The organism is Thalassotalea sp. LPB0316 (assembly GCF_014898095.1).
Taxonomy (GTDB): Bacteria; Pseudomonadota; Gammaproteobacteria; order Enterobacterales; family Alteromonadaceae; genus Thalassotalea_G.
This window is the reverse complement of record NZ_CP062946.1, coordinates 2,233,419-2,253,787: the sequence shown is the minus strand read 5'-3', so window position 1 is coordinate 2,253,787 and position 20,369 is coordinate 2,233,419. Positions and strand designations below refer to the sequence as shown.

The following is a 20,369-nucleotide window of genomic DNA, read 5'->3' as shown; positions in this document are numbered from 1 at the left end:
GCTTAAAAGTTAAAGCTTTTAAAAAACTCGTGCTAATATAACGGGCTATTAATTTTAACCAGATAACACTCGCTTTTCATGACTAACACATTAAACGTCGCAGTTATTCAACAACGCAATAGTGCCACTGTTGAAGATAATCTTACAAAGTGCCTTGCTAATATTGAGCAAGCAGCAAAACAAGGTGCTCAACTTATCGTTTTGCAAGAGTTACACAATTCACTGTATTTTTGCCAACAAGAAGATGTTGACCAGTTCGATTTAGCTGAGACCATTCCCGGCCCATCAACCGATAAATTGGGTCAATTGGCAGCTAAACTCGGTGTAGTCATTGTTAGCTCATTATTTGAAAAGCGGGCTGAAGGTTTGTATCACAACACTGCAGTGGTCTTTGATACTGACGGTTCAATGGCCGGCCAATATCGCAAAATGCACATTCCTGATGATCCTGGTTTTTACGAGAAGTTTTATTTTACCCCTGGCGATCAAGGTTTTGAGCCGATTGAAACCTCGCTAGGTAAACTCGGTGTCATGGTCTGTTGGGATCAATGGTTCCCAGAAGGCGCGCGTTTAATGGCAATGGCAGGGGCACAATTGCTAATTTACCCAACGGCCATTGGCTGGGATTTATTTGACGAGCAAGACGAACAGCAACGTCAGCTCGATGCCTGGATCACCATTCAGCGCTCACACGCCGTCGCCAATGGTGTGCCAGTATTAAGTGCTAATCGCGTTGGTTTTGAAGCAGATCCGAAAGCTACAGATGCTAAACACGGCATTGAATTTTGGGGCAATAGCTTTATTACGGGACCACAAGGAGAATTCCTTGCCCACGCCCAGCATCAAGACGAAGAAATCTTACACGCGCAAGTAAACTTATCTCGCTCGACAGACGTAAGACGGATTTGGCCTTATCTGCGCGATCGTAGAATTGACCACTACCAAGATTTAACCAAACTGTATCGCGACTAATTTTCCCGACTCTTATTACCGACTCTTATTATCTGTTATGTCAAAACTATCTCAGCTTTACGCGCCTATACTTACCGCTGAATTTAAACGCAAAGTCGACAAAAAAGCGTGGCATGGCTTAGTTGGCTCAAGTGCAACGTTAGCGATTTATCAAGCTGCGCTGCAAGCCGATAAGCCACTACTCGTAATTACCGATGACACGCCTAGTGCGATCCGTTTAGAACACGAGTTACACAGCATCAACAGCCAACAGCTCAGCTTATGCCTATTCCCCGATTGGGAGACCTTGCCGTTTGATAGCTTTTCGCCACATCAAGATATTATTTCTCAACGCTTAGCGACTTTATACCAACTGCCAAGAATGTCGTCAGGCATTATTATTGTGCCGGTAACGACCTTGGTGCAAAAGCTGTCACCGCGACAATATTTAGAACAAAGCGCCTTGATGATCAAGGTTGGCGATACCCTAGATTTACACCAAGTAAGGGTAAATCTTGAAGCCAATGGTTATCGCTGTGTTGATCAAGTCATGGAGCACGGTGAGTTTTCAGTAAGAGGTGCCATTCTCGATCTCTTCCCGATGGGCAGTAATGCGCCTTATCGCCTTGATTTTTTCGACGATGAAATTGATGAAATTCGCCTTTTCGACACAGAAAATCAGCGCTCTACAGATAAACTCGATGCGATTAATTTGTTGCCCGCTCGCGAGTTTCCCACTGACCAAGAAGGTATTAATTTATTTAGAAAGCAGTACCGTGAGTTATTTACCGGCGCCATCGATAAAGAGTCGATTTATCATCAAGTCAGTTCCGGTGTCATGCCGGCCGGTATTGAATATTACTTGCCGCTGTTTTTCGAGCAAACCAGTACCCTATTTGATTACTTAGCCGATAACACGTTATTGATTATTCAAGGCGATATTGAAAAGTCCGTTGCCCATTATTGGCACGACATCACCTATCGTTATGAAGACAGACGCTACGACCCTACTCGCCCCTTAGTGCCACCAGAGCAGTTATATCTCAAAATTGATGAGCTATACGGTCAGCTTAACCAATTTCAACGTATTAATATCGTTAAGCCGCCAAGTGACGTGCAAAGCACAGCTGATATTGGTTTTGACGTTGAATTGCTACCACAAGTTGCGGTTAATCATCAGCTAAAGCAGCCGTTTACTTCACTCAATAGCTTTTTACAAAGTCAGCAGTCAATTAAGCCACCGGCAAGAACGCTATTCGTCGCTGAAAGCCAAGGTCGCCGTGAAAGTGTATTAGAGCTACTGAAAAAGAATCAGTTATCGCCAAAATTATTTAAAAACTTTGACGACTTTATCAATGCTGATGACACTATCGGTATTACGGTTAACAGCTTTGCTAACGGTTTTATCTTTAAGCACAAAAAGCAACTGTTTAACGTAATCACCGAAACGGAATTACTCGGTGATGTGGTCAGGCAATCGCGCCGCCGTGGCAAACAACAAGATGGCCAAGCCGATGCGATTTTCAAAAACTTAGCCGAATTATCCATTGGCCAACCGGTTGTTCACCTTGAACACGGTATTGGCCGTTATATGGGGTTACAAACGCTAGAAAATGGCGGTTTAACCACTGAATTTTTGGTGCTCAGTTACGCCAATGAGGCCAAGCTCTATGTCCCTGTTGCCTCACTGCATTTAATTTCACGCTATTCAGGTACCGATGCTGAGCACGCACCATTGCACAAACTAGGCAATGAAGGTTGGACAAAAGCCAAGCAAAAAGCGGCTGAAAAAATTAAAGATGTCGCTGCTGAACTACTAGATGTCTACGCCAAGCGTGCAAGCCATAAAGGCTATAGCTTCAAGATAAATCCTGACGAGTACCAAGCCTTTGCTAACAGTTTCGGTTTTGAAGAGACCTTAGATCAAGAGCAAGCGATCAACGCGGTGATCCATGACATGCAACAGCCAACTGCGATGGACAGATTAGTTTGTGGTGATGTTGGCTTTGGTAAAACTGAAGTCGCCATGCGCGCCGCATTTATTGCTGCCAACGATGCCAAGCAAGTCGCGTTATTAGTACCAACCACCCTGCTTGCTCAGCAACACTATGAAAACTTTCGCGATCGCTTTGCCGACTTGCCAATCAACATCGAAGTATTATCTCGCTTTAAAACGCCAAAACAGCAAAAGGCGATCATTGATGATGTAGAAGCCGGTAATATTGATATCTTAATTGGCACCCATAAATTGCTACAAAACTCGATAAAATATCACGATTTAGGCTTGTTAATTGTTGATGAAGAGCACCGCTTTGGCGTTAAACAAAAAGAGCAAGTGAAAAAACTGCGCGCCAATGTTGATATTTTAACGCTAACTGCAACGCCAATTCCAAGAACGCTTAATATGGCGATGGGCGGCATGCGTGACTTATCCATCATCGCAACCCCGCCAGCTAAGCGATTAGCGGTTAAAACCTTTGTTCGTCAGCGCGAAGATAACCTCATTCGCGAAGCCATTTTGCGTGAAATACTGCGCGGTGGTCAGGTCTATTTCTTGCACAATAACGTTGATACTATTGAGAAAACGGCGCTTGATATTCAAGCCCTCGTGCCAGAAGCCAAAATTATTACCGCCCACGGTCAAATGCGCGAGCGCGAACTAGAAAAAATCATGAGTGATTTTTATCATCAACGCTTTAATGTAATTGTTTGTACCACCATTATTGAAACCGGTATCGATGTACCGAGCGCTAATACCATTATCATGGATCGAGCCGATAACCTAGGTCTTGCTCAGCTGCATCAATTGCGCGGTCGTGTTGGTCGCTCGCACCACCAAGCCTATGCCTATTTATTAACGCCGCATGAAAAGCGCATGACCAAAGATGCGAAAAAGCGCCTTGACGCCATTGCCTCTCTTGAAGATTTAGGCGCCGGCTTTACCTTGGCAACTCACGATATGGAAATTCGTGGCGCCGGTGAATTACTCGGTGAAGATCAATCGGGCCAAATGAGCCAAATTGGTTTTAGCCTATATATGGAAATGCTGGATAACGCGGTAACAGCGCTTAAAGAAGGCAAACCGCTTTCGCTTGAAGAAGTTACTTCTAAGCAAACCGAGATTGACTTGCGCTTGCCAGCCTTACTACCAGAAGACTATATTTTTGATGTCAGTTTACGACTGAGTATTTATAAACGCATTGCCAGCTGTACAACTAAACAAGCGCTTGACGATATTCAAGTAGAGTTAATCGACCGCTTTGGCTTATTACCGCAAGCGACTAAGAACTTAATTCAAATTGCTAAGTTAAAACTCAAAGCACAAAAAATCGGGATTGCCCGTATCGATGCGCACGATAACGGTGGTGTTATCGAATTTAGTGATGATACTAACGTTGATCCGATGCAAATTATCTCGATGATCCAAAAACAGCCAACGGTTTATAAAATGGAAGGGGCCAATAAGGTTAAGTTCGTTAAGAAAACCGACTCAACACAAGCAAGATTTACCCTGATAACCTCGATTATTAGTGACTTGAGTCCAGCCAGTGGTGGTAAGAAATGAACGGGAATAAAAAATATCAGTCGAAGTGTTTGATAAATATTTGTTATTATCAAACACTATTAAGCTACACGCGTTTAAATGGATGATAAATGAAGTTAACTCAGTCACTTAGTTTTGCCCTTATTGGTGCCTTAAGTTTTGCGCCAAATGCAATTGCTCAACAGGCAAAGCAGCGCTGGTTTGAAATAGAAGTGATCTTATTTTCACAGCTTGGTGATAAATCAGCCTTAAAAGAAGACTTTGCTATTGAGCTACCACCGGTAAAGCTCAACCGTCCGCGTGATTTGCTAACCCCGCATATCAACCCAGATTTAACAGCGGTTAAAGCCTTGGTGCCGGTATGCGGTGACAATTACCCTGCACCACTTATTGAAAGCCAGTCGATACTAACCACCGAGTTTAGCGTTTTAAATCTTGAAGACATTGATCAGCGCGAATTAAGTGCCGATGAGGTGTTTGATTTTCAACAGCGCGATCAACAATTTATCGACTCTTCAATTGATAACGTTAACTTATCATCAGGCCTGAGTACCGAAGGCTACCAAGCTGTTGAGTCGATTGATGATTTATTTGCTCAAGAAAACTCACCGTTAAGCTTAGTTGGCGTAGCACCTAGCGATGGTGAAGAAGTCTTTGTTTCGAGTTTAACGCCTGAGGAGCAAGCGCAACTTCAAACGCAAGTGGCTCAAGCGCAAGCATATTTTGACGCCCAGCAATTTAGCTATGACTTTAGTTTACCCCAAGAGGTTTGTTTGCTCTCTGATGAAGTCATCGCTCAATTAAAACAAGCAAATAGTAAGTTTGATCCAGACTATTTCGCCCTCGATGTAATGCCAAGTAAAATTTTGCGCTACCAAGATATCTATAGCCAGCAGCCATATTTACTCAACGACGACTCACTTGAGCTACACGATATTGTGGTTCAATTAAGACGCAGTAAAAACTTTAAACCGCTAATGCACCTTGGTTGGCGACAACCGGCGGTGAGCAAGCGCCGCTCACGCCCGATGCGACTTTTTGCTGGCGAGAACTTAAAATACGCCCACGAACAAGCGATGCAAGCCTATCAACAAGCAGTTCAAGAGCGTGAAGCACTGGCACTTGCACTCACTTTGGCGCAAGAAAATCAGCTAATTGAAGGCGAGCAAAATAACCTAGTACGTGAGCAAGACGTTACCGCAGCTATAACTCATCCTTTTAGTACTATCATTGATACGCTTAAGCGCGGCGATATTTCAGCACAGCAGGCGCTTGCAGATACTAATCAAACGCTAGCTGCAGAAGATGAGGTAGATAACAAGCAACTCGTCATGCCTGTTGCACCTGATGTTGATTGGACAATCGACGGCTTGTTTAATGTTCATCTTAATCATTACTTGTACATTACCGCAGAATTTAATATTGCGAACAAAAGTCTAGCTGAGCACGAAACCGCGCTGTTAACAACGCCAGAAAGTAAAATTGAAGCCATTCGCTTTTCACAAAATCGACGGGTTATCTCACAGGAAGTGCATTATTTTGATCACCCATACATGGGTATGATAGTACAAATTAGACGTTATAAAGTACCGACAAAACCCTTTGATGCCAACCAATAACGACAACAATGAGAAGAAGAATATGATGGATAAAGAAATCGAGATCCAAGCAGCCGTTTTTAGAAGGTTGCTTGCACACCTAGATAACCGTAAAGATGTACAAAACATCGAGCTGATGAACCTCGCGGGATTTTGTCGTAACTGTTTTTCAAAATGGACAGTAGCAGAGGCTGAAAAACTCGGTGTTGAAGTAGATATTGAGACCGCCCGCGAACAAGTTTACGGTATGCCATATAGCGAGTGGAAAGAAAAATACCAGTTACCAGCAACACCAGAGCAATTAGCTAAGTTTAACGAGCTCAATCCAAACAAATAATGCAATATCAAGCAAGCTCGCCTGAGCAATACCTAACCAAGCTTGATAACGATTGGCGCAAAGCAACATTATTAGCTCTGCGCCAACTTATTCTCAATCACCCACAACAACTCCAAGAATCAATCAATTACAAAATGCTCGGCTACCATGAGGGTGATAAATTCATCTTTCATTTAAACGCGCAAAAGCACTTTGTTGGTTTATATGTTGGTAATATTGACAAGATCCCCAACAGTACCCCCCTACTCGCTGGATTAGATTGCGGTAAAGGCTGTATTCGGTTTAAAAAGAAAAATATAGTAAATGACAACATTGCGTTATTCATCAGCGAAGTAATAAGTCAACATCAGCAAGGCCAAGACATCAACTGCTAAGTAAGTAGTCTCTCTCAAGCTAAAACGGCATTAATATCGCGTAAAATAAATTATAAGAAAGTTAGGCCAACAATCGCTATAATAGCGCCAATTTTATTTCTTACTTTTTAGGCAAACGCATGAACGAAGCCACACTTAGCGAATTTTTAAACCAAGTAAAACCAGAGCAAAAATTTTGGGCTCTTTGTGAGCCAGCATCTGAAGATTGGGTCATTCTTGACTCTGTTCACTTTGAAAATACCGACGTAATGCCACTGTGGTCGAGCCAAGCATTAGCTCAAGCCCATTGCATTGATGAGTGGGCAAGTTATCAACCTTCAGCTATTACGGTAAGCCAATGGTTAGAGTTTTGGGTGGAAGACTTAAGTGCCGACAACATTATTATCGGTATTAATTGGGCCGACGATAATGATTGCGAAGAGTTAGGTCTCGATGAGTTTTCGCAAAAGGTTGCAGAAATAGAAACGCTTTAGGTTTTTGGGCTAACTCGAGAGATACCCGACTGCTCGGGTATGACGATATGTCTTAACGGGTATGGCGTCACTTCTTAATGGGCATGACGCCACTTCCTAATGGCTAGACTCTAGTTCCGAATTAGTGCCCCCAGCTCGTCATTCCGGCGGTGGTTTAGGCCGGAATCTCATGGTTATTCGCGCCAAAAAGAGATACCCGACTGCTCGGGTATGACGACTCTTATTAATGGGGATGACGACACTTATTAATGGGTATGACACTTCAAAACCTTACCACCTTTGGTGTGACCCCATAATAATGGACACATTTAACTTGCTCGTAAGTATCGAGCTAATGGTACTTCTCCATGAGTGCCATGCACTCTAAATCGGTTATAAATATTTTCAATATAACCCGTAACCCTTTGACTCATGTATTTCAATGGCTGTACCCCTTGTGGGTGTAGCCATTGTTGTTTCATGAGTGAGAAAAAGCTTTCAACACAAGCATTATCCCAACAGTTTCCCTTACGAGACATACTAATTATAGCACCTTGAGCATTTAGCCACCGAACGATCAAGTCACTTTTATATTGAGAGCCTTGGTCTGAATGACAAAGAACACCATTTAAGTTACTGAGCTTACTAAAACGCTTTGCATTCAAATACGCCTTTTTAACTAAATCCGAAGTTGCTGCGCGCCCTTGACTGTAACCAAGCACAGCTCGAGAATATAAATCGATAATGACGCAAACATACAGCCAACCTTCACGACAATAAACTTGCGTAATATCCGTCGCCCAAACTTGATTTACTGATTTAGGTAAAAACTCTCGGTTTAATAAATTGGGCCGTGTGTTAATACGGCTAACCTTAGGGTAGCGCTTTTGTTTTCGAGACATAACAGCACGATAGTGCTGTGCCTGTAATAGGCGTTGAACCCTATTAGGGCTTGCTTGATAGCCTTCAGCAAGTAATTGCTCATGAATCTGCCGGTAGCCAAATGCCCCTTCAGATATTTGAATTATCTTGTCTATTGCACGTAATAACTCAGCGTTGCTTGCATCTCTTTTCGATGTGCCACGCTTAAAGTACGCATAAAAACCAGAGCTTGATACATCTAGCAGTTTACACAAGTGAAGAGTATCTCCAGGCGTTCGAATTTGCTCTATGAACTCGAATTTTTCTGCCGTTTTTCCTTGAAGAACTCTTCCGCCTTTTTTAGGATTTCAATATCTTCATTCGCACGTTCAAGTTGTTTCTTTAAACGTTCATTTTCTTTTTCAAGTTGTTTGTAGCTTTTATCAGGACCTTTCAATTTTTTTAACTCCACTGGAACTATTGGATCTGATGAAAGGTATTTTTTACGCCACCGCTGTATCATGTGAACATTTATGCCAACTCGCTTGGCAAACTCTGGGAGAGTTTCAATGCTTTCAACAGATTGTCTTACAACATCCATCTTATAGCATTCACTGTATTGTTTTCGAGATTTGTATCGCATAGACACCTCTAAATATTAAATTTAAAAAGGTGTCCACTAAAACGGGGTCACTCTACTTATAACCCTAAAACCTTACCACCCTCGAGCGTTACCGCTTTATAGCCTTTCAGCCTTAACCTTAGCGCCTTATACCGACATCGTTTTATTAACGGGTAAGTGCCTTATCCGCTTACCACACGCGTGGTAAATCGCATTAGTAATACTTGGAATAATTGGCGGAACACCTGGCTCACCGACACCACCTGGAGGTTCATTGGACTCAACAATATGAACAAACATCGGTGGTGATTGATGCATACGCGTTACAGGTGAGTCGTGGAAGTTTGACTGCTCCACTTTACCGTCTTTGGTCGTAATCTCACCCATTAAGGTGATCGATAAGCCAAAAATCATCGCGCCTTCCATTTGCGACTTAACCCGATCAGGTGTTACCGCAACACCACAGTCAATCGCAGTATGCATCTCTAGCACTTTTACTGTGTTATTAGTCACCTCTACTTTGGTTGCAGCTGCAACATAAGAGCCGAAACTACGTAAAAAGCTAATGCCCCAGCCCTGATTTTCAGGTAATTTTTCTTCCACTTGAGCTTTATCACTAATCAAATTTATTAGCGACTTCATTCGTTTAACATCAATAGGATGGGTCGAATAATCCATGCCGTAGTTACTGTAATCAAAACCTTCGTCTTTCAATTCATCAATGTGGCGATCCGAACCAAGTAAGTTCAGCCACATTTGTCTTGTCGGAATATTGGCTTTGACCGCGAGCTCATCAACAAATGACCCCAAAGCAAAGCCATTGTTAATACAGGCAACAGAACGCACCCAACCGGTGCGAATATGAGTCGTTACCGTTTGGGTTTCACACATTAAGTTATTCAACTCAAATGGAATGTCGCCAAACCCTAGTGATAAATCTCGATGGCTTGGTTTGTCCTGTTTATCGTTAAATAACCAACCAATAGGTGGGTAAGTCACGCGCTGCAACCAAAAATCAGCTTTGTTGTCAGCCGTTAGCTCAGCTTTTAGGTAATTAGCAGATATAGAATGATAAAAACCGTGCTGAATATCGTCTTCACGCGTCCAAACAACTTTTACGGGGCGCTTAACCTTTTGTGAGAGCTCAACGGCCTCAACAATAAAGTCGGCCTTTGATTTACGACCAAAAGCCCCGCCCATCAAGGTCAGGTTAATCTCAACATTTTCTAGCTTATCTTCACGTAAGCCAAGCTCTGCCGCAACAACTGACTGCGCCCATTGCGGGTTTTGAGTTCCCGCCCAAACGACGCATTGGGTATTGTCACCCGAGCCAGTAACCACAGCTGTTGCGCTTGGTGTTTCCATGGGTGAATGGTTGATATAAGGCACACTATAAGTCGCTTCAACCGTTCGTTTATCATCATATTTATGTTGATAGACATCGCCTTTTTGCCTAATTGAAATACCCTTGGCATTCACTTTATCAATCAGCTCTTGTTGATACTGCTTCGTATTATGGCTAGCGTTATCCCCGTGGTCCCATTCGATAATTAACTGTTTACGACCTTGGTGAGCTGCCCAAGTATTAGTCGCTAACACGGCAACGCCCGACAAAGGAAGCACGCTCACTGGCATGTTGCGATCTTTAAGTTGAATGACATCAACTACACCCTTTACTTTTAGCGCTTTACTAGCATCAAAAGACTTCACCTTACCACCCACTACAGGTGGTCTAGCGATACTGGCAATCAACATATCAGGGAGTTGGATATCTTGGGCATAAATCGCTTTACCAGCGGCGATGTCGTCAATATTAAACAGCTTGACCGATTTACCGATATAACGAAATTGCTCAGGTGATTTTAATTTAATCGCTTCAGTTTTAGGTGCCTCAAGAGCACTAGCCGCCATCGCGAGTGCGCCAAACCCGATACTTTCACCAGTCACCAAGTTTTTCACTCGATGATTTTCAGCGCTCACTTTTGCCAACGGCACCTGCCACTTATTTGCCGCCGCTTGCTCAAGCATTTGCCGAGCACTCGCGCCAATCTGGCGCATTTGAATATATTGATTTCGAATAGACGTTGACCCGGCAGTGCCCTGCGAGCCATAGCGTTTATCAGCTTTGCCTTGCACCATAACAACTTGTGCCCAATCGGCTTCGAGTTCATCGGCGATCATTTGAGGAATTGAGGTGTGGATCCCTTGGCCCATTTCAGCGCGATGACAAACAATAGATGTAGTACCATCGTTATCAATTGCGACAAAAAAGTTAAGTGCGTGCTCGGCCTTTTCTGTCGCTGTTTGACCACTCGCAAGTGCCGAAAAGCCTGGTAACGACAAGCCCAAAACCAATGCGCTAGAGCCTAAGCCCAACCCTTGAATAAACCGGCGGCGACTGACATTGACCACAACATTTTGCGATGCTTTTACCTGCTCCATGATTACGCCTCCTTCACTTTGTTATCAGCCTTGAGCTGTGCCGCTTTTTTTATCGCCGCTTTGATCCTAGGATACGTACCACAACGACAAATATTACCTTGCATTGCGTTATCGATATCTTGATCGCTTGGCGCTGGGTTTTGCGATAACAAAGCCGCTGCATTCATAATTTGCCCTGACTGACAGTAGCCACATTGCGGTACGTTAAATTCGCGCCAAGTGATCTGAAGTTCATGATCGTTGTTCTTATCAAGCCCCTCAATGGTGGTGATATGCTTGCCATTAGCAAATGAAACTGGCGTAATACAAGAGCGAATCGCTTGACCATCAACATGCACTGTACACGCACCGCACTGACCAGCCCCACAACCAAACTTGGTACCCGTTAACTTTAATTCATCTCGAATGGCATAGAGGATTGGCATTTCTTGCTCAACACCTAATGTGACATCCTTATTATTAATCTTGAATTTAATCATATGCGGTTAGCTCCTTGTTAAGTCGCTGCTGTAAAGTGTATTTGTTGTTGCTGCCATTGAGCAAAATCTTCGTGGGTATCAATATCACAGGCTGCGTTATTGATGGTTACCGGTAAAATATGCTGTTTGTTATCTATTAATACTGACTTAGCGCCGCTATCACCTGTGAGTTGTGCTAACGCGTTAAAAAATTGCGAAGGAAAAATCACTGGCGGGCTCAGGCCAATCTGACTGCTGGCACATACAATGTTGTTAGGGTTATTTTTTGAAGCTAAGATGAGCCGCTGAAAATCATCGGTTGTTAAGCTGATTTGGTCAGCCAAGCTGATTAATACATGAGAGGTTGTCGGTAAAGTAAACTTAGCTAAGGTATTGTTTTCTTGGCGCAGTTGTTTGATCGCATCACTAATACTTGAGCTTAACCCGTCATTGGCATTCGACGCGACTAATACCTGTTTTAACGCAATACTCACCGTATCTAGAATATGACGATTTTGATTTGACAACACCAACCTGACATCATCGATGTCACTGCCATTAAGCGCATTAAAACAATGCTCTACTAAGGTGGTTTTGCCAACCTTTTGTAGCTGTTTAAGGCCCGAAAATCGCGTGCTCGCACCAGCGGCAAATAACAAAGCACTATACGGCATTTTTAAAGCCTCTTTTTACCAGTACATTATGTTGTTTTGCCAATTCAAGTTTACCGTGTACACAAGCATGAGCCTGACTTAGCATCGACAATGCAATCGATTCAGGTAACTCGCCACCAATATCAAAACCCACTGGGTTAAACAATGGCGTGGTAAGCGCGTCTATCGTCATTTTCGCGATTCGCAATACTCGCTCAGTTCTGTGCTGCGGGCCTAATAAACCACAATATTTTAGATTAAGGCTTTGACACAAGCTCAGTGCTTTGGCATCTAATGTGAGGTTGTGCGTCATAATAATAGCAATATCGGCAGCTAGTATTTCTGGATGATTTGAAAGTTCAGTAAAGCTCGCTTTAATAATATTATCAGCCTGGCCAAATAGACTTTTTCTGCCATAGCTAGGTCTAGAATCGATGAGGTTAACATGCCAAGTAAGTTGTTTTGCCATATTCACCAACGGAATGGCATCACTACCTGCACCAAAAATAATCAGCTTAACGCGAGGCGCTAAGGTAAATACCAAACGATTAGCGTCACTATCATAATCGCTTGAGAGCACTGTATTATCGGCAAGTTTATCGCCAGCGTTAACATGATAATTAACCGGTAAACCTTGCTTTAACAGCTTAAGTACCTGCTCAAGCTGTAAATATTGATTCGATTCGAGGAGTGGTTGAAGCAACACTTTGACCATACCACCACAGCCAATGCCAAGTTGCCAGCTAATGTCGCTATCGTCCTGCATGTCGTAGGTCACGATTTTATTTTCACCACTAACCAAGCACTGCTTTGCGTGCCGCATGACATCAGATTCTAAACAGCCCCCACTAACCAAACCAAAAAACTGCCCTAAGTCGTTGATCAGCATCATGGCACCGGCTTTGCGATATGCCGATCCCTGTGTTTCGATGACTGTGGCTAAAACCCATTGGCATTTATTTTTGTGTAAACACCAATGCGTTAACAAGCTTTCGATATGATTATCTATTGTCGTCATGAACTTTTGCGTTAATAAAACGTTAAATCATAACCTCAAGCTAGCATGATAAAGACAAACTGCCAACGAATAACGACGAGTGTCATTTTCAACAAGTTGAACGACTGTTTTCCGGGAATGATCTTGAGCTAATAAATAAAATGAAGTGCAAGAGTGTGTTAGCGCGCTAAAAAGAAAAAAGCGACTCCAGTGCGAGTCGCTTTTTAACTATCTAGCTTGATAAATCCTTCATCAATCTTAGTCCCTTCTTCATCCTGAAGTACTATCCCTAGTTTATCCGAAGTATCCGTTCTTTGTCCTTTGCCATCCTCGGCAGCACTTCCAACCTTGAAATGCAAATACAAATTTTAAGCTATCCTTATCGCCATCCTGGCGTTTGTCTTCCTTATTAACTCATCCATGAGTTAAAGACTTCCTGTGTAACATCCCTATTACAAGTTTCATCCTGAAACTTTCCCTGACCATCCTAGTAAGTTACCTTCCTAGTAGAAGGTCTTCCTGACCTTTGTCTTCCTGACGTTGATAATATTACGCGAATGAGATTAAAGCTGAATACACTCAATTAAAATGATTCTATTTAACAAAATTGCAACAAACAACAAAACCCTAATAAAACATTAAAAAACAACATATTAAAGCCAAAAATAAAATATAGGACTACCGCAAATAACACATATCTCCTACGCTAATGTAAGACATGTCTCACATTGACTGAGGAAATATGGCCGTTTGGTAATAAAGATGCAGAAGTCTCCAAACTTAGCTTTAGTGTTCAATGATTAAAATGAATTGGCAAATACCATTAACAGGAAGAAACCAACCCCTTGTGTTATACATAGTAAAGATTGAAACCAAATAAATCGCTTTGGTTGATAGAGAAGCAAGAAGGATTTTTTATGGTAGCGTTTTACAGTGTTTTGATGTGCCTAAATGCGCTGTGCGTGTGTTTGATCCTAATATCAGGCATTAATCGACGCAATAAACACTTTTTAGCATTAGCAATGCTCAACATAATAATCTTTATTTTTCATTGGTTTTCACTGATGTTATTAACATCTGATGATATCGAATCAGCTATATATTTTAGTAAACTTCATTTAGCTTCTATCATTTTTGGTTATCCCGTTTTTGTCTTGATTTTCGGGTATTGGACTCGATTTAAGCACACCAAACTTGTCTTTGCCTTATTCACATTACTATCGGTTCCCTTATTGTTTATTAATTTCCTATCAGAAACATCGCTAAGGTATGGTCAACAAGTTGAATTAGTATCGTACATTACGATATTTGGTGATCAGGCTTATCTTTTGACGGGTGAGACCTACGTCTACTTCCCAATCATGCACTTTATCTATGGCGCGATGTCGTTATTTTTGGCTTATTGCGCGCTGAGGTTCTATCGACGCAAACAAAATGAGTTATCTGCAATCTTAGTATTTACCGTCTTTTTGCAATTTATAACCAGTTATATTGGTTATCAGATAGATCAGCTAAATAGTAACTGGGTATATGTTGGTGGTGTGCCAATGACGTTATTATCATTTATCGCATTAACGATTATCAGTCGGGGCTACAAGGAAAAATCGATTGCGCTTTCTAGTGAAGTCAAACAAAAGGAATCACTGCATCTGGTGTTTTCACGTTTGGCAAAAATATCAAATGAAGAAAACGATGCGAGTTTTTATCAGCAGGCAATCGAACTACTGTGTCAATACAGCAAGGCCGATTATGTTATTTACGGGTTAGTCGATGACCAAGATCGCAGTAAAATACGAACAAACCTCGTTTATAAAGATGGTAATCAAGTTGATAATTTCTTGTATGAACGCGCGGGGACACCTTGCGAAAATGTGCTAACAATCGATGCTTGTGTTCATCGCTCAGGGGTTGCATTAGATTATCCAAAAGACCTAATGCTGATGCAGGAAGGAATTGAGGCGTATGTGGGTTACCCTATCGTCGGGGCTAATAAATGTACGATAGGTGTTTTAGTATTACTGTTTAAAGCCCCTCTTAACGATGAGCAAATACTGCGAACAGTAACCGATGTATTTGCTACGCGCATAAGCGCAGAGCTTCGCCGTGAAGCTTTGCAAAATGAGCTTAAAGCTACTGCCTATGTCGATTACTTAACCCGTTTGCCCAATCGTACTAAGCTTCTTACTTATATCAATAGAATTAACACCGAATTTGCGGGGAGAGACGAGCAAGCATTACTGATGCTATTTGACCTAGACTACTTTGGCGACATTAACAGAAAGTACGGTTACGATATTGGCGATCAAGTCATTAAAGTGATCGGTGAAAGGTTAAACAACTACAGTGCTGAAGGGTTATTTTTTGCCCGTAGCGGTGGCGATGAGTTTGCCCTCGTCATTAATAAAGTAAAAACAGATATCAACGCACTTATCAATGTTCATTGGACAGCGATTAAAGCGATTGTCAATCAAACCTGTTTTGTTGGTAATCGAAAAATCAATATAAGCTGCACCATGGGCGCCGTACTTTTCCCTTCTCAGCAACAAGATAATTTTGATGTGATCAGCGCCTCTGAACAAGCGCTGATCCGAGCCAAAGAACAGGGCCGCGGTAAATATACCTTTTTTGACCCGACATTTTTATCTAATAAAGAATACATCCGAGCACTCGAAGCTGATTTGCTTGAAGCCCTGAAAGTTGAAGATGGTTTGTCAGTATACTACCAACCCAAAGTCAATAAAGCAGCTGAACTGTTTGGCGCAGAAGCGCTATTGAGGTGGAATAGTGACAAACGCGGCTTTGTTTCTCCTGCTGAGTTTATTCCTGTCGCGGAAGAAACCGGTGCTATTCACGCACTAGGACGTTGGGTGGTTGAGCAAGTAATAGCCGATTTTTGCCAGTGGCGAGAACAAGGCTTACCGCTTGTACCCATTTCGATCAACGTAACCGCTTCTCAATTTGAAGATCCTGAGTTTATCGCTTTTTTAATTTCGATTGTAAAGCGCTTAGACCTACCCTATCACCTAGTAGAACTCGAGCTTACCGAGTCAGGTTTATTAACGGATAAAGATAACGCTATCATTACCTTATCAAAACTTAGAAAGCATGGCTTTACCATAGCTTTAGATGACTTTGGTACAGGTTATTCTTCATTGAGTTATTTAAACGAATTACCACTCGATGTACTAAAAGTCGATAAATCGTTTGTTGATGGCTTATACGATGAGCGCAATAGAGAATTGGTTAAGTCCATTTTGGCGATAGGCCAAGCGATGGAACTAATCAATATTGCAGAAGGGACCGAATCTTTAGAGCAAGTTGAGCTATTGAGCTCGATGGGGTGCCAGTACTTTCAAGGCTATTATTACAGCAAGCCGCTACCAAAAATTGAATTTGAGGCTTGGCTAAAAAAGCCGCTTGCCAATGGCCATAAAATTTAGGTTTACCTTACCACGGAAGATAAGAAAAACCGCCAATAATTGAAATATTCAACTATTGGCGGTCAACACAAAATTCCTTGTAAAACAGAATTTTACAAATCAAGCTATGCTCTCAATAATGTTATTTCAACTCAGTAACGTTAAATTGGCTGATCACTTGATCAACAATTTGGGTAATCACTTCTGTAGGAGCTTCTTGTGTACCGCTTTTTAAACGCTTCACCGCCCAACCATGCCATGCAGGTTGCTTGCTTTTAACGTCAAATACATCAATCGCTAACTTACCTTCTGTATATGAACGTACTTGAGTTTCTGTCCCCATACCAACACCGTAGTAACTATGACGCGGGTAATAGCCTCGGCCCCAACCAAATTGGCCGTGGTAACTTGCCGGATAGCTATCAACTTTGATCTTGTCACGCGAGCCAACTGTATAGGCAATCGTGAAATCCGCCGCTTCTCTATCGTCAATTAGCTCGTAACCTTTGTTAATAAAGGCTTGCTCAATAGCTTTTTCAACGCGAACTTGCATCACTGGGTTTAAATCAATAGGTAGCGATAGTGTTTTTGCATCGGAAATCCAAGCAAATGTTTTGTAGCCTGACGTGTCAATTTGATCGTTTTTATCGGCGTTCACTTTAGCGCTATTAGTTGACGAACACGCCGCTAACACTAATGAAAGCGCGATAACTGAGAAAATATTTTTTAATTGCATTGTAAACCCTTGTTTAGTGACATTATTTAACGATAAGTATCTTACTATGATTGTACGAATAAAACTAAGTTCAAAAGGAATTTAACTCGATATTTACTATAGACTTACGCTAGCAGATTGAAAACTGATTTATTGTCAAGATAACAAATTGATCATCACGAGTTACAATATTCACTATTTCGTAAAAAGTTGTTGACACTTCTCGTTGATGGGTTATAAATAGAGGTAATTCAAATTTTTAGAGCGTTAACTTTAAATGAACAACTTAACCGTCCTCAACCTCCTCGTCGTCGTGGTAATTTTATTACCTCGGGGAGCTTGTCGTAGTTAAGTTTTACTAACGCATATCGCAAAGCCCCCACTCTTAGGACTGGGGGCTTTTTTGTTTTCAATGATTTAATTTTTTAGATAGGGCAACAACACTCATGACAACGCAACACTATACCGGCGCAGAAATGGTGATCAAAGCGTTAGCTGAATTGGATGTGCAATACATCTTTGGCTACCCCGGCGGCTCCGTTTTAGATATTTACGATGCGATTTTTACCCAAGATAAAGTTGAACATGTTCTTGTTCGCCATGAGCAAGCGGCTACCCACATGGCTGATGGCTATGCTAGAGCAACAGGTAAAGTCGGCGTTGTCTTAGCAACTTCGGGGCCTGGTGCAACCAATTGTGTTACCGGTATTGCAACCGCTTATATGGACTCTATTCCGATGGTAGTACTGGCGGGTCAAGTTGCTAGCAATATGATTGGCGATGATGCCTTCCAGGAAACTGACATTGTTGGTTGTTCACGGCCAATAGTGAAACACAGCTTCAGTTGTCGAACACTGGTCGATATTCCCAATGTGATTGCTAAAGCTTTTTACATTGCCAACACCGGCCGCCCTGGCCCTGTTGTCGTTGAATTGCCAAAAGATATGCTAATTCCCGATCACAAAGCGCCATTTAAGATGTCAAAAGAGATCAACCTTCGCGCATACAACCCGAATATCAAAGGACATCAAAAACAAATAAAAAAAGCGGTTAACACTATTACCAAAGCCAAGCGCTTAGTCATTTATTCTGGCGGTGGCATTATTAGTGCTAATGCCAGTGGCTTGTTAACTCAATTAGTGGAAACACTTAACGCCCCGATCACTAACACCTTAATGGGACTTGGTGGCATTAGCGGTACACATCAGAACTTTATCGGCATGCTTGGTATGCATGGCTCTTTAGAGGCAAATAAAGCCATGGCCAATGCCGATGTTATCTTGGCCTTAGGTGCTCGTTTTGACGATCGGGTAACGAATAAGGTTGCTAAATTTTGCCCCGATGCCACTATCGTACATGTTGATATTGATCCGACATCCATTTCAAAAACGATTAATGCCCACATTCCTATTGTCGGCTTAGTTGATATCGTTATTCAGCAACTGCTCGATGAAATCGCTGCCCAAGAATTTACGTTCAATCAAGATACTAATGCCCAGTGGTGGCAACAGATAGAAGCGTGGCGTGCGCAAAAAAGTATTAGCTATGAGCAAGGTGATGGCAAAATAAAACCACAGCGCGTGGTTGAAACACTGTATCAGATCACTAACGGCCAAGCTTATATCTGTTCTGATGTAGGTCAGCACCAAATGTTTGCAGCCCAATATTACCCCTTTGATAAACCCCGCCAATGGATCAATTCTGGTGGTTTAGGCACGATGGGCTTTGGCTTACCGGCTGCAATGGGGGTTAAGATGGCCTTTCCAGACTCTGATGTAGTGTGTGTCACAGGCGATGGTTCCATTCAGATGAACATTCAAGAGTTATCAACCTGTTTACAATACAATTTGCCCGTTAAAATCATTTCATTGAACAACCGATCACTGGGGATGGTTAGACAATGGCAAGATATGATTTACGGTGGACGCCACTCGTCTTCCTATATGGAATCACTGCCTGATTTTATCAAGCTAGCAGAATCTTATGGTCACGTAGGCATTCAAATTAATCACTTAGATGAATTAGAGGATAAAATGGCGCAGGCATTTGCGATAAAAGATCGCCTGGTATTTGTTGATATTTTAGTTGATGAAAAAGAGCACGTTTACCCGATGCAGATTAAGCATGGTGCGGTTGACGATATGTGGTTGAGCAAAGGAGTTAAAGCATAATGCGCCGAATACTAGCTATTTTATTAGAAAACGAACCGGGCTCTTTATCGCGTATTGTTGGGCTATTTTCTCAACGCGCATTTAACATTGAAACCCTGAGTGTCGCGCCAACCGAGGACAACAGTCTTTCTCGGATTACCATAGTGACAAAAGGTGACGATCGCGTACTTGAGCAGATCGTTAAACAAGTTAACAAGTTAATTGATGTGATCAGAATTACCGATTTAACTGAACGCAACCATGTTGAGCGTGAATTATTATTGATTAAAGTACTCGCAATGACCGACAAAGCGAGAACTGAAGTGACGCGCATCACAGATATTTTTCGCGGCTCAATTGTCGATATTGGCAAACAAGTTTACACCATAGAATTGACAGGTGATGTTGAAAAAATTAATGCCTTTATACAGATCTTAGCCAATGAAACCGAGATTATTGAATCAGTGCGTTCTGGCACAGTAGGTATTGCCCGTGGTGAAAAAGCCCTTAGGGTTTAATCCCGTAGACTAGCAGATAACGGCGTTCATCGCCGTTTTCCTACACCGTCATTCCGGTGTTGTTTTAGGCCGGAATCTCTTAGCCGATTCATCAAAAAAACAAGATACCCGACTACTCGGTATGACAAAAGTTTTGTACCGAGTATGACGAAAGTTTTGTATCGCATATGGCGAAAGTTCTGTAGCGGGTATGGCGGTAATTTTTGTAATGGCTATGGCAACATTGTCAAATCAAGTACACTAGTAGTAGCCATAACCTCTATAAATAGTGATATCGT

Annotated in this window: 16 protein-coding genes; 9 read left to right on the top strand and 7 right to left on the bottom strand. The window is 42.1% G+C overall.

Annotated features, from left to right (window positions below):
- The first annotated feature begins 78 nt into the window (after positions 1-78).
- The 6 genes from LP316_RS09985 (at position 79) to LP316_RS09960 (ending at position 7,277) form a co-directional block, all read left to right on the top strand.
- Entirely contained in the window at positions 79-972 is an 894-nt protein-coding gene (locus LP316_RS09985) for a carbon-nitrogen hydrolase (protein WP_193020841.1), read from the top strand.
- Between the two features lie 37 nt (positions 973-1,009).
- Entirely contained in the window at positions 1,010-4,516 is a 3,507-nt protein-coding gene (gene mfd, locus LP316_RS09980; protein WP_193020840.1) for a transcription-repair coupling factor, read from the top strand.
- 89 nt (positions 4,517-4,605) lie between these two features.
- Positions 4,606-6,114, top strand: coding sequence for a CsiV family protein (locus tag LP316_RS09975; RefSeq protein WP_193020839.1), 1,509 nt, complete (start codon positions 4,606-4,608; stop codon positions 6,112-6,114).
- 25 nt (positions 6,115-6,139) lie between these two features.
- Positions 6,140-6,430, top strand: a complete 291-nt coding sequence (locus LP316_RS09970; RefSeq protein ID WP_193023872.1) for a DUF1244 domain-containing protein — start codon at positions 6,140-6,142, stop codon at positions 6,428-6,430.
- Complete coding sequence (locus LP316_RS09965; protein WP_193020838.1) at positions 6,430-6,804, top strand: iron chaperone; 375 nt, start codon at positions 6,430-6,432, stop codon at positions 6,802-6,804. Before LP316_RS09970 ends, LP316_RS09965 begins: the two co-directional genes overlap by 1 nt.
- A gap of 119 nt (positions 6,805-6,923) precedes the next feature.
- Positions 6,924-7,277: a DUF2750 domain-containing protein gene (locus LP316_RS09960; protein WP_193020837.1), complete on the top strand. Its 354-nt coding sequence runs from the start codon at positions 6,924-6,926 to the stop codon at positions 7,275-7,277.
- Positions 7,278-7,585: 308 nt separating this feature from the next.
- On the opposite strand, the gene LP316_RS09955 is transcribed toward LP316_RS09960, so the two are convergent.
- From LP316_RS09955 to LP316_RS09930, 6 genes are all read right to left on the bottom strand, one after another.
- Positions 7,586-8,419 (bottom strand): IS3 family transposase, encoded by an 834-nt coding sequence (locus LP316_RS09955; RefSeq protein WP_226960847.1) that lies wholly within the window; start codon positions 8,417-8,419, stop codon positions 7,586-7,588.
- A gap of 5 nt (positions 8,420-8,424) precedes the next feature.
- Positions 8,425-8,760, bottom strand: coding sequence for a transposase (locus tag LP316_RS09950; RefSeq protein ID WP_193020511.1), 336 nt, complete (start codon positions 8,758-8,760; stop codon positions 8,425-8,427).
- A gap of 126 nt (positions 8,761-8,886) precedes the next feature.
- A complete protein-coding gene (locus LP316_RS09945; protein WP_193020836.1) occupies positions 8,887-11,181 on the bottom strand; it encodes a xanthine dehydrogenase family protein molybdopterin-binding subunit in 2,295 nt (764 codons plus the stop codon).
- 2 nt (positions 11,182-11,183) lie between these two features.
- Complete coding sequence (locus LP316_RS09940; RefSeq protein ID WP_193020835.1) at positions 11,184-11,660, bottom strand: (2Fe-2S)-binding protein; 477 nt, start codon at positions 11,658-11,660, stop codon at positions 11,184-11,186.
- A gap of 17 nt (positions 11,661-11,677) precedes the next feature.
- Positions 11,678-12,313 carry an NTP transferase domain-containing protein gene (locus LP316_RS09935; RefSeq protein ID WP_193020834.1) on the bottom strand — a complete coding sequence of 212 codons (636 nt, stop codon included), beginning with the start codon at positions 12,311-12,313 and terminating at the stop codon, positions 11,678-11,680.
- The gene (locus LP316_RS09930) at positions 12,303-13,310 is read right to left on the bottom strand and encodes an XdhC family protein (protein WP_193020833.1); all 1,008 of its coding nucleotides are present in this window, start codon (positions 13,308-13,310) and stop codon (positions 12,303-12,305) included. Before LP316_RS09930 ends, LP316_RS09935 begins: the two co-directional genes overlap by 11 nt.
- Before the next feature lie 1,043 nt (positions 13,311-14,353).
- Here LP316_RS09930 and LP316_RS09925 point away from each other — a divergent pair.
- Positions 14,354-16,729, top strand: a complete 2,376-nt coding sequence (locus LP316_RS09925; RefSeq protein ID WP_193020832.1) for a putative bifunctional diguanylate cyclase/phosphodiesterase — start codon at positions 14,354-14,356, stop codon at positions 16,727-16,729.
- Positions 16,730-16,850: 121 nt separating this feature from the next.
- On the opposite strand, the gene LP316_RS09920 is transcribed toward LP316_RS09925, so the two are convergent.
- Positions 16,851-17,444 carry a DUF4136 domain-containing protein gene (locus LP316_RS09920; RefSeq protein ID WP_193020831.1) on the bottom strand — a complete coding sequence of 198 codons (594 nt, stop codon included), beginning with the start codon at positions 17,442-17,444 and terminating at the stop codon, positions 16,851-16,853.
- 425 nt (positions 17,445-17,869) lie between these two features.
- Here LP316_RS09920 and LP316_RS09915 point away from each other — a divergent pair, with 425 nt between their 5' ends.
- Both LP316_RS09915 and ilvN read left to right on the top strand, forming a co-directional pair.
- Positions 17,870-19,594 carry an acetolactate synthase 3 large subunit gene (locus LP316_RS09915; RefSeq protein WP_193020830.1) on the top strand — a complete coding sequence of 575 codons (1,725 nt, stop codon included), beginning with the start codon at positions 17,870-17,872 and terminating at the stop codon, positions 19,592-19,594.
- Complete coding sequence (ilvN, locus tag LP316_RS09910) at positions 19,594-20,091, top strand: acetolactate synthase small subunit (RefSeq protein ID WP_193020829.1); 498 nt, start codon at positions 19,594-19,596, stop codon at positions 20,089-20,091. The genes LP316_RS09915 and ilvN overlap by 1 nt, the downstream gene beginning before the upstream one ends.
- Positions 20,092-20,369: the final 278 nt, after the last annotated feature.